The sequence below is a fragment of the Longimicrobium sp. genome, from assembly GCA_036377595.1.
GTDB lineage: Bacteria > Gemmatimonadota > Gemmatimonadetes > Longimicrobiales > Longimicrobiaceae > Longimicrobium.
The window spans coordinates 1-11,646 of the sequence record DASUYB010000141.1 but is presented as its reverse complement, the minus strand read 5'-3'; the positions used below and the strand labels follow the sequence as shown (position 1 = coordinate 11,646).

Below are 11,646 nucleotides of genomic sequence, written 5' to 3'. Positions count from 1 at the left end.
TCGTGGGCCGCGTGCGGGAGACGGCGCTGGGGGCATACGCCCACCAGGAGCTGCCGTTCGAGCGGCTGGTGGAAGAGGTCGCCCCGGAGCGGGGCCTGTCGCACACGCCGCTCTTCCAGGTGATGTTCCAGCTCCAGAACGTGGACGCCGGCGGGGGGGCCGCCATGGCCGGGGTTCGGCTGGAGCTGTTCGGGGGCGAGGTCCAGGCGGTGCGCTTCGACCTGGAGCTGGATCTTCTCGAGGTGGGCGAGGAGCTCTTCGGGAGCCTGCGCTTCCGGACCGACCTGTTCGACGCCGCCACCATGGAGCGCTTCGCGGCGCAGTACGGGGCCGCGCTCGTCGCCGCCTGCGCCTCGCCGGAGGAGCGCCTGTCGCGCCTGGCCATCCTTCCGGACGAGGAGGCGCGGACGCTGCTCGCGTACGGGAGTGGTCCCGCGCGCGACGGCACGGGTGACGCCCCGGTGCATCTGCTCTTCGCGGAGCAGGCGGCCCGGACACCCAACGCGCCCGCCGTCCTGTTCGCGGGGGAGGCGCTCACCTACGCCGAGTTGGACAAGCGGGCGGAGCGGCTCGCGCGGCGCCTGCGCAGCCGGGCTGTGCCGGGGGCTACGATCGCCGTCTGCCTGGAGCGCGGTCCGGGGGCCGTCGTTGCGCTGCTGGCGGTCTGGAAGATGGGCGGCGTCTACCTGCCGCTCGATCCCTCCCATCCGGCGGAGCGGCTGTCCTTCCTGCTCGGTGACTCGGGCGCGGAGCTGGTGGTCACCGAGCCGGCGCTGGCCGGGCTGCTGCCGGAGAGCGAGGCGGAAGTCCTCCTGCTCGACCCCTCCGCGCAGGGCGAACTGCCCGGCGGAGAGCTGGAGCCCCGCGGCGGTGGTGGTCCCGGCGATCTCGCCTACCTGATCTACACCTCGGGCTCCACGGGCACGCCCAAGGCGGTGATGGTCGAGCACGCGCAGCTCACCCACACCCTGCGTGCCAGCCTCGAAACGCTCGGCTTCGGGGCAGGGGACGTGGTGGCGGCGCTCGCTTCGACCGCGTTCGACATCTCGCTGCTGGAGCTGGTCACGCCGCTGCTGGCCGGGGGCGCGGTGCGGATCATTCCGCACGAGGTCGCGCGGGACCCGGAGACGCTGGTGGAGGCCGCGGGAGACGTGAGCGTGCTGCACGCCGTCCCCGCGCTGATGCGGCAGGTCGTGGAGGTGGTGCGCGGCGGGCGGACGCTTCCCTCGCTGCGGCTCCTGCTGGTGGGCGGGGACACGGTGCCGCCCGACCTGCTGGAGGACATGCGCGAGGTCTTCCCCGACGTCAGGACTTTGGTGCTGTACGGTCCCACCGAGGCGGCCATCATCTGCGCGACGTATGCCGTGCCCGCGGAGGGTGCGCTCGCCGGGCATCCGCTCGGGCGCCCGCTGCCGGGAGTGCGCCTGGCCGTGCGCGGCCCGCGCGGCGAGCTGGCGCCGGTCGGGGTGCCCGGCGAGGTGTGGATCTCGGGCGGAGGGGTCGCGCGGGGCTACCTGGGCCGGCCGGAGCTGAACGCCGAGAAGTTCGTCGGCACCGGGACGGAGCGGGCCTACCGCACCGGCGACCGTGCCCGCTGGCGCGCGGACGGGGTGCTGGAGTTCCTGGGGCGCGCCGACGAGCAGGTCAAGGTGCGCGGCTTCCGCATCGAGCCCGGCGAGGTGGAGGCCGTGCTGCGCGGTCAGCCCGGCGTCCGTGAGGCCGTCGTGCTGGCGAGGGAGGACGCTCCCGGAGACAGGCGCCTGGTCGCCTATGTCGTCCCGGACGCGGAGGGTGTCGAGACCGCCGGCGGCGGCAGGGAGCAGGTGTCCGAGTGGGAAACGCTGTTCGACGACACCTACGCGCAGGACGAGGGGGAAGAAGATCCGACCCTGCAGCTGAAGGGGTGGAACAGCAGCTACACGGGCGAGCCGATCCCGCGCGAGGAGATGCGCGCGTGGGTGGAGCACACGGCGGAGCGGATCCTGGCGCTGCGTCCGGAGCGGGTGCTGGAGATCGGGTGCGGGACGGGGCTGCTGCTGTTCCGCGTGGCGCCGCACACGCGGGCCTACCACGGGACCGACTTCTCGGGCGTGGCGCTGGAGCACGTGCGCCGGCATGCCGCGGTGCCGCCGCAGGTAACGCTTTCGGAGGGTGAGGCGGACGAGCTGGCGGAGTTCGCCGGAGCGGAGTTCGACACCGTCGTCCTCAACTCCGTCGCCCAGTACTTCCCGGACCTGGACTACCTGCTGCGCGTCCTCGAAGGCGCTGCGGCGGCGCTGCGGCCGGGCGGGCGGATCTTCGTGGGGGACGTACGCAGCCTGCCGCTGGCGGGTGCCTTCCACGCCTCGGTGGAGCTTGCACGCGCACCCGACGACCTCCCCGCCGGGCGCCTGCTGGACCGGGTGCGGCGCGGGATCGTGGAGGAGCAGGAGCTGCTGCTCGATCCGGCGCTCTTCGAGGCGCTCCGGACGCGGCTGCCGCGGCTGGGGCGGGTGGAAGTGCAGGTGAAGCGGGGTGAGTACGACAACGAGGTCTCACGCTTCCGCTACGACGTCGTGCTGCACCTGGACGTGGCCGCCGCCGCCACGGTACCCGTGGTCCGGGAGTGGAGCGGGGAGGACGCGGCCGGCCTGCGGGCGCTGGCGGAGGGGAGCGCGTCGGCGCTGCTCGTCCGTGGCGTTCCGGATGCGCGGGTCCGCGAGCACGTCCGCGCGTACGAGCTGGTATCGGCCGGCGGTGAAGCGGCCGACGCGGCGGCCGTGCGCGCGCTCGCGGCCGGGGAGGCGGGCGGGATCGCCCCCGAGGCGCTGTTCGCGCTGGCCGGCGAGCTGGCGCGGGGCATCGAGGTGCGCCCCGGCGAGTCCGGCACGCTGGACGTGCTCTTCCATCCGGCCGCCGATGTCGCGCGCTTCCCCGTGGCGGTGGATGCAGAGCGGCCGTGGGAGAGCTATGCGAACGACCCGCAGTGGGGCCGCCGCATGCGCGCGCTCGTACCCGCGATCCGCGAGGCCGCGCGCGCGCGGCTGCCGGAGTACATGGTGCCGGGCGCCTTCGTGGTGCTGGAGGCATTCCCCGTCACCGCCAACGGCAAGGTCGACCGCGCTGCGCTCCCCGCGCCCGACACGCCCGGCTCGCGCGGGGAGGCGTACGTGGCGCCGCGCACGCCGGCCGAGGAGCGGATGGCGGGGATCTGGGCAGAGGTGCTGGGGGTGGAGCGGGTGGGGGCGGAGGACCACTTCTTCGACCTGGGCGGCCACTCCCTGCTCGCCACACAGCTCGTCTCTCGGGTGCGGGAGGCGTTCCAGACCGAGCTGCCGCTGCGGGCGGTGTTCGAGGCGCCGACGCTGGCCGAGCTGGCGCGCCGCGTGGAGGCGCTCGTGGCGGAGATGCCCGGCGGCGCTGGAGCCCCGCCGCTGGTGCCGGTGCCGCGCGACGGCTCGCCGCTGCCGCTGTCGTTCGCGCAGGAGCGGCTCTGGTTCATCGACCAGTTGGAGCCGGGGAGCACCGCCTACAACCTCCCCGGGGCATGGCGCCTGGGGGGTGCGCTGGACGAGGCGGCGCTGGAGCGGAGCCTGGGCGAGATCGTCCGCCGTCACGAGTCGCTGCGGACCACCTTCGCCGAGGTGGACGGCTCGCCGGTGCAGGTGATCGCGCCCTTCGACGGCTTCGCCCTGCCGGTGGAGGACCTGTCGGGGCTGGGCGAGGCGGATCGCGAGGCGGCGGTCAGGCGGCGCGCCGGGGAGGAGGCGACGTGGCCCTTCGACCTCGCCGCGGGACCGCTCTTCCGTGCGGCGCTGCTGCGGCTGGGCAAGGAAGACCACGTGCTGCTGCTCTCGATGCACCACATCGTCAGCGACGGGTGGAGCATGGGGGTGCTCTTCCGGGAACTGCCGGCGCTGTACGCGGCGTACCGCGAGGGGCGTGAGTCGCCGCTGCCGGACTTGGCGGTGCAGTACGCCGACTACGCGGTGTGGCAGCGCGAGCAGCTGGAGGGCGAGGCCCTGGATCGGCAGCTCTCCTACTGGCGGGAGCGGCTGGCGGGCGCGCCGGAGCTGCTGGAGCTGCCCACCGACCATCCCCGCCCGGCGGTGCAGACGTTCCGGGGCGCGACGGTCCCGGTGGAGCTCTCCCCGGAGCTGCTGGAGCGGTTGCAGGCGCTGGGGCGGAGCGAGGGCGCGACGCTGTACATGACGCTGCTGGGCGCCTTCCAGGTACTGCTGGGCAGGTACGCCGGCGGCGACGACGTGGTGGTGGGCAGCCCCATCGCCGGGCGCACGCGCGGCGAGGTGGAGGAGCTGATCGGCTTCTTCGTCAACACGCTGGTGCTGCGGACCGACCTCTCGGGCGACCCCTCCTTCCGCGAGACCCTGCGGCGGGTGCGGGAAGTGACGCTGGGCGCGTACGCGCACCAGGAGGCGCCCTTCGAGAAGCTGGTGGCCGAGCTGCAGCCGGAGCGCTCCCTGAGCCACTCCCCGCTTTTCCAGGTGTCGTTCGCGCTCCAGGACGCCGGGGGCGGAGGAGGCGCGCTTCCGGGCCTGAAGGTCGGCGGCCTCGGTACGTCCATGGAGATCGCCAAGTTCGATCTCTCCCTGACGCTCATGGCGACCCCCCAGGGCCTGCGCGGCGGACTGAACTACAGCACCGACCTCTTCGAGCGCGGCACGGTCGAGCGGATGCTCGGCCACCTGGCGCGGGTGCTGGAGCAGGTCGCCGCCGACGCGGACGTGCGGCTCTCGCGGCTGGACCTGCTCTCGGCGGCAGAGCGCGGCCTGGTGGTGGATGCCTGGAACCGGACGGCGGCCGGGTATCCGGCGGACCGGTGCATCCACGAGCTGTTCGAGGCGCAGGCGGCGCGCACGCCGGGGGCGGTGGCCGTGCGGTTCGCGGAGGAATCGCTCACCTACGGCGAACTGAACGAGCGTGCCAACCGGCTGGCGCACTCCCTCGCCGGCCTCGGCGTCGGGCCGGAGACGCGGGTCGCGATCTGCCTGGAGCGGGGGCCGGAGATGGTCGTCTCCGTGCTGGCCGTGCTGAAGGCCGGCGGTGCGTATGTCCCGCTGGACCCCGCCTATCCCGCGGAGCGGCTTGCGTTCATGCTGGCCGACGCGGCCGTGCCCGTGCTGGTGACGCAGGAGTCGCTGCGTGCGGCGCTCTCCGCCGGCGACGGCGTCGCGGTCGTGAGCGTGGACGGGGACGAGGCGCGGATCGCGTCGGAGTCCGCGGGGAACCCGGAGCGCGGCGCACGGCCCAACCACCTGGCGTACGTCATCTACACCTCCGGGAGCACGGGCCGCCCCAAGGGGGTGCTGGTGCAGCACGGCTCGCTGGCCAATCTGCTCGCCGCCACGCGCGAGGCGTTCGGCATCGGCGAGGGCGACGTGATGCCGGCGATGGCTTCGTACGCCTTCGACATCTGGCTCTTCGAGGCGCTGCTGCCGCTGATCTCGGGGGGCGCGGTGCGCCTGGTGGAGCGCGAGCGGGTGCTGGACGCGCCCGCGCTGCTGGAGGAGATCGCGGACGCCACGCTGGTGCACGCCGTCCCCGCGCTGATGCGGCAGCTGGTGCAGGCGGAGCGCGAGGCGCCCCGGCTCGCCCGGCTGCGGCGCGCCTTCGTGGGCGGCGACCAGGTCGCGGCCGACCTGCTGGTAGAGATGCGGGAGACGCTCCCCGGGGCGGAGACGCACGTCCTCTACGGCCCCACCGAGGGCACCATCCTGGCCTCCACGCACCCGGTGCCGGTGGACGGGATCGTGGCGGGACACCCGATCGGCCGTCCGCTGGGGAACGTGCGCCTGTACGTCTGCGACGGGTTCAGTAGCCCGCAGCCGGCGGGCGTGCCGGGCGAGCTCCTGATCGGCGGGGCGGGGGTGGCGCGCGGCTACCTGGGACGTGCCGCGATGACCGCGGAGCGGTTCGTCCCCGATCCGTTCTCGGTGGAAGGCGGCGCGCGGCTGTACCGCACGGGCGACCGGGCACGCTGGCGGGCGGACGGGACGCTGGAGTACCTGGGGCGCCTGGACGGGCAGGTGAAGATCCGCGGCTTCCGCATCGAGCCGGGGGAGATCGAGACCGTGCTGCGGGGCCACGCCGACGTGACCGACTGCGTGGTCGTGGCGCGCGAGGACGTGCCGGGCGACCGGCGGCTGGTGGCGTACGTGGTCGGCGGCGTGGAGCCGCAGGCGCTGCGGAGTCACCTGGGCGAGCGGCTGCCGGAGTACATGGTGCCGGCGGCGTTCGTGGTGCTGGAGGCGCTGCCGCTGACGCCGAACGGGAAGCTGGACCGCAAGGCGCTGCCGGCGCCGGAGTACGCGGCCGACGCGGACCGGTACGTGGCGCCACGCACCCCCGTGGAGGAAGTGCTGGCGGGGATCTGGGCGGAGGTGCTGCGGCTGGAGCGCGTGGGGGTGGAGGAAAGCTTCTTCGACCTGGGCGGACACTCGCTGCTGGCTACCCGGGTGGTGTCGCGGGTGAGCGCGGTGTTCGGCGTGGAACTGCCGCTGCGGGCGCTCTTCGAAGGGCCCACGGTGGCGGAGCTGGCGAAGGCCGTGGAGGAGATCCGCTGCGCGGAGCTGCCGGTGCTGCCGCCGGTGGTGCCGACCGAGCGTACCGGGACGCTGCCGCTCTCCTTCGCGCAGGAGCGGCTCTGGTTCATCGACCGGCTGGAGCCGGAGAGCGCCACCTACAACGTCCCCGCGGCGTGGCGCCTGGGCGGAGCCCTGGACGAGGCGGCGCTGGAGCGCGCGCTGGGTGAGATCGTCCGGCGTCACGAGCCGTTGCGGACCACCTTCTCGGAGGTGGACGGCTCGCCGGTGCAGGTGATCGCGCCCTTCGGCGGGTTCGCCCTGCCGGTGGAGGACCTGTCGGCGCTGGGAGAGGCGGATCGCGAGGCGGCGGCCAGGCGGCGCGCCACGGAGGAGGCGGCGCGGCCCTTCGACCTCTCGGCGGGGCCGCTCTTCCGTGCGGCGCTCCTGCGGCTGGGTGCCGAGGATCACGTGCTGCTGCTGTGCATGCACCACATCCTGGTCGATCAGTGGAGCATGGAGGTGCTCCGCCGGGAGCTGTCGATGCTGTACGCGGCATACCGCCAGGACGGCGAGTCGCCGCTCGCCGAGCCGGCGGTGCAGTACGCCGACTACGCGGTGTGGCAGCGCGAGCAGCTGCGGGGCGAGGTGCTGGACCGACATCTCGCGTACTGGAAGGAGCGCCTGGCCGGAGCACCGGAGCTGCTGGAGCTGCCCACGGACCGTCCTCGCCCCGCGGTGCAGACGTACCGCGGGGCACGCGAGGGGATCACGCTCTCCGGCGAGCTGCTGCCGCGCCTGGAGGCGCTGGGGCGCAGCGAAGGCGCGACGCTGTTCATGACGCTGCTGGCCGCTTTCCAGGTGCTGCTGGGCAGGTACGGCGGGAGCGAGGACGTGGTGGTGGGAAGCCCGATCGCCGGACGGACGCGGCGGGAGGTGGAGGAGCTGATCGGCCTGTTCCTCAACACGCTCGTGCTGCGTACCGACCTGTCGGGAGACCCGAGCTTCCGCAAGGTGCTGCGGCGGGTGCGGGAGATGACGCTGGGCGCCTTCGAGCACCAGGAGATCCCGTTCGAGCGCCTGGTCACCGAGCTCCAGCCGGAGAGGTCCCTGAGCTACTCGCCGCTCTTCCAGGTGATGTTCGTGCTCCAGGAGGCGGAACGCTCCGGAAGCACCGCGGGGAACCTCGAGCTGCGGGGCCTGGATGCGGGGATCGGCGGGACGAGCAAGTTCGACCTGACGCTGTTCACGGCACGCCAGGCGGGAGGCCTCACCGCGTCACTGGAATACAACACCGACCTGTTCGACCGCGGCACGATCCGGCGGATGCTGGGGCACCTGCAGCGTGTCCTGGAGGAGGTCGCCGCGGATGCGGACGTGCGCCTTTCGAAGCTGGCGCTGCTGGAGGATGCGGAACGGCGGCAGGTGGTGGCGGAGTGGAACGCCACGGACGCCGCGTACCCGCGGGAGCGCTGCGTCCACGTGCTGTTCGAGGCGCAGGCGGAGCGCACGCCGGACGCGGTGGCGCTGCGCCACGCCGGCGGGAGCCTCACCTACCGCGAGCTGGAAGAGCGCGCCAACCGGCTGGCACGCCACCTCCGCGGGCTGGGCGTGGGCCCCGACGCACGCGTGGGGCTGTGCCTGGAGCGGGGCCCCGAGCTGATGACGGCGGTGCTGGGAATCCTCAAGGCCGGGGGAGCCTACGTGCCGCTGGACCCGGCTTACCCCGGGGAGCGCCTGGCGTACATGCTGGAGGACTCGGCCGCGCGGGTGCTGCTGACCCAGGCGAGCCTGGCGGAGCGGCTCCCGGCCGGCGAGGCCACGGTGGTGCGGCTGGACGCGGACGCGGAGGAGATCGGGCGCGAGAGCGGCGAGCGGCTGCGGGTGCCGGTCGGCCCCGACAACCTGGCGTACGTCATCTACACGTCGGGAAGCACCGGGCGGCCGAAGGGCGTGGCGATGCCGCACCGGCCGCTGGCCAACCTGCTCGCCTGGCAGGAGCGCTCGGGGCGCGCGCCCGCGGGAGCGGTGACGCTGCAGTTCACCAGCATCAGCTTCGACGTCTCCTTCCAGGAGATCTTCGCCACCTGGTGCGCGGGCGGCACCCTGGTGCTGACCACCGAGGAGGTCCGCGCCGACCCGCCGCGACTGGCGCGCCTCCTGGAAGCGGAGCGGGTCGAGCGCCTCTTCCTTCCCTTCGTCGCCCTGCAGCACCTGGCCGAAGCCTCCGTGGAGCTGGGGATCGCCCCCGCCTCGCTCGGCGAGGTGATCACCGCGGGCGAGCAGCTCCGCATCACCGAGCCGATCCGGCGCTGGTTCGCCCGGATGCCCGGCTGCGCGCTCGTGAACCAGTATGGCCCCTCCGAGACGCACGTGGTCAGCGCGCGCGTGCTCGAGGGTGAGCCCGCGGGCTGGCCGCTGCTGCCGAGCATCGGCGCGCCGGTCGCGAACACCCGGCTCTACGTGCTGAGCCAGCACCTGGAGCCGGCGCCGATCGGAGTGCCCGGTGAGCTGCTGCTGGGAGGAGACGCGGTTGCGCGCGGCTACCTGGAGCGGCCGGGTCTCACCGGCGAACGATTCGTCCCCGACCCGTTCGGCGCACCGGGGGGCCGGCTGTACCGCACCGGCGACCGGGCACGGTGGCTTTCGAGCGGCGAGGTGGAGTACCTGGGCCGCACCGACGAGCAGGTGAAGGTCCGGGGCTTCCGGATCGAGCCGGGGGAGGTCGAGGCCGTCCTGTCGGACCACCCGGAGGTGCGCGAGGCGGTGGTGGTGGTACGGGAGGACGCACCGGGTGACCGGCGGCTGGTGGCGTACGTGGTGGCGGGCGAGTCGGCGGTGGTCACCCCCGCCGAGCTGAGGGCGCACCTGAAGGGGCGCCTCCCGGAGTACATGGTGCCGTCGGCGGTCGTCGTGCTGGAGGCGCTGCCGCTGACGCCCAGCGGAAAGGTGGCGCGCCGGGCGCTTCCGGTGCCGGAGTACGCGTCGGCGGAGGAGAAGTACGTGGCGCCGCGCACCCCCGCGGAGGAGGTGCTGGCGGAGATCTGGGCGGAGGTGCTGCGCCGGGAGCGGGTGGGCGTGCACGACAACTTCTTCGACCTGGGCGGGCACTCGCTGCTGATCATGCGTCTGCTCGCCAGGGTCCAGGCCACGTTCGACCTGGAAATCTCGATCCGCACCGTGTTCTCGATGCCGACGCTGGAAGCCATGGCGGGAGAGATCGAACGGAGGATCTATGAAGAGGCAGCGACCATGACCGAATTCGAGGCCGAGCGGCTGGCCGAGTCCCACCCCGTTGCAGGAGCCTGAGATGGCCTCGGAACAGACGGTCGAGCTTCCGCGCCCGGAGCTTTCCGCCGCCAAGCGCGCGTTCATCGAGGCCAGGCTCAGGGGGCGGATCCGCTCGTCGGGCATCGTCCCCCGCGCCCATCGCGACGGCGCTCCGCTCTCCTTCGCACAGGAGCGGCTCTGGTTCATCGACCAGCTGGAGCCGGGAAGCGCCGTCTACAGCCTTCCCATGGCACGGCGCCTGGGGCGTGCGCTGGACGAAGCGGTGCTGGAGCGGGCGCTGGGCGAGATCGTCCGGCGGCACGAAGCGCTGCGCACCACCTTCCGGGAGGTGGACGGCTCTCCGGTGCAGGTGATCGCGCCGTTCGGCGGCTTCACGCTGCCGGTGGAGGACCTGTCGGGGCTCGGCGAGGCGGAGCGCGAGGTGGAGGCCAGGCGCCGCGCCACCGAGGAGGCGGTGCTGCCGTTCGACCTCACCGCGGGGCCCCTCTTCCGTGCGGCGCTGCTGCGGCTGGGCGCCGAGGATCACGTGCTGCTGCTCTCGATGCACCACATCGTCAGCGACGGGTGGAGCATGGAGGTGTTCTTCCGCGAGCTGGCGGCGCTGTACACGGCGTACAGCGAGGGGCGGGAATCGCCGCTGCCGGAGCTGCCGGTGCAGTACGCCGACTACGCCGTCTGGCAGCGCGAGCAGCTGCGGGGCGAGGTGCTGGAGCGGCAGCTGGCGTACTGGCGGGAGCGGCTGGCGGGAGCGCCGGAGCTGCTGGAGCTGCCCACCGACCATCCCCGCCCGGCCGTGCAGACGTTCTGGGGGGCGAGCGAGCGGATCGAGCTTCCCGGCGAGCTGCTGGAGCGGCTGCGGGCGCTGGGGCGGAGCGAGGGGGCCACGCTGTACATGGTGGTGCTCGCCGCCTTCCAGGTGCTGCTGTCGAAGTACAGCGGGAGCGAGGACATCGTCGTGGGAAGCCCCATCGCGGGGCGGACGAGGAACGAGGTCGCGGGGCTGATCGGCTTCTTCGTGAATACGCTGGTGCTGCGCACCGACCTGGGCGGAGACCCGAGCTTCCGGGAGGTGCTGGGGCGGGTGCGGGAGGTGATGCTGGGGGCGTACGAGCACCAGGAGCTTCCCTTCGAGAAGCTGGTGGCCGAGCTGCAGCCGGAGCGCAGCTTGAGCCACTCGCCGCTCTTCCAGGTGTCGTTCGCGCTGGACGACGTGGAGGAATCGGGAAGTGGCGGGGCAGAGTCGAGCGCAGAGTCGAGCACCGGAGAGGTCGAACCGGATTTCGCCTTCGCCAAGTTCGACCTGACGCTGGCCCTCGCGGCAACGCGGCGAGGCCTGCTCGGCGGGCTGTTCTACCGCACCGACCTCTTCGAGCGCGGCACGATCGTGCGGATGCTCGGCCACCTGGAGCGGGTGCTGGAGCAGGTCGCCGCCGACGCGGACCTGCGGCTCTCGCGACTGGAGTTGCTCGGCCAGGCGGAGCGCGCGCTCGTGCTGGAGGAGTGGAACGCCACCGACGCCGCGTTCCCCGCCGGCGCATGCGTCCCCGAGCTGTTCGAGGCGCAGGCGGCGCGCGCGCCCGACGCGGTGGCGGTGCGCTTCGAGGAGGAGTCGCTCACCTACGGCGAGCTGAACGCCCGCGCCAACCGCCTGGCGCACCACCTCCGCGCGCTGGGCGTGGGTCCGGACGCACGGGTGGGGGTCTGCGTGGAGCGCGGCCCGGAGATGATCGCCGCCCTGCTGGCCATCCTCAAGGCGGGCGGCGCCTACGTGCCGCTGGACCCGGCGTACCCCGCCGACCGGCTGCGCTACATGCTGGAGGACAGCGCGCCGGCG

Annotated in this window: 2 protein-coding genes; both read left to right on the top strand. The window is 73.5% G+C overall.

Going from position 1 to position 11,646, the window contains the following annotated elements; translation table 11 throughout:
- Positions 1-11 precede the first annotated feature (11 nt).
- Positions 12-9,830 carry an amino acid adenylation domain-containing protein gene (locus VF092_25140; protein ID HEX6750600.1) on the top strand — a complete coding sequence of 3,273 codons (9,819 nt, stop codon included), beginning with the start codon at positions 12-14 and terminating at the stop codon, positions 9,828-9,830.
- A 1-nt stretch (position 9,831) separates the two neighbouring features.
- The coding region (locus VF092_25135; GenBank protein HEX6750599.1) for a condensation domain-containing protein at positions 9,832-11,646 on the top strand (1,815 nt) is incomplete at its 3' end.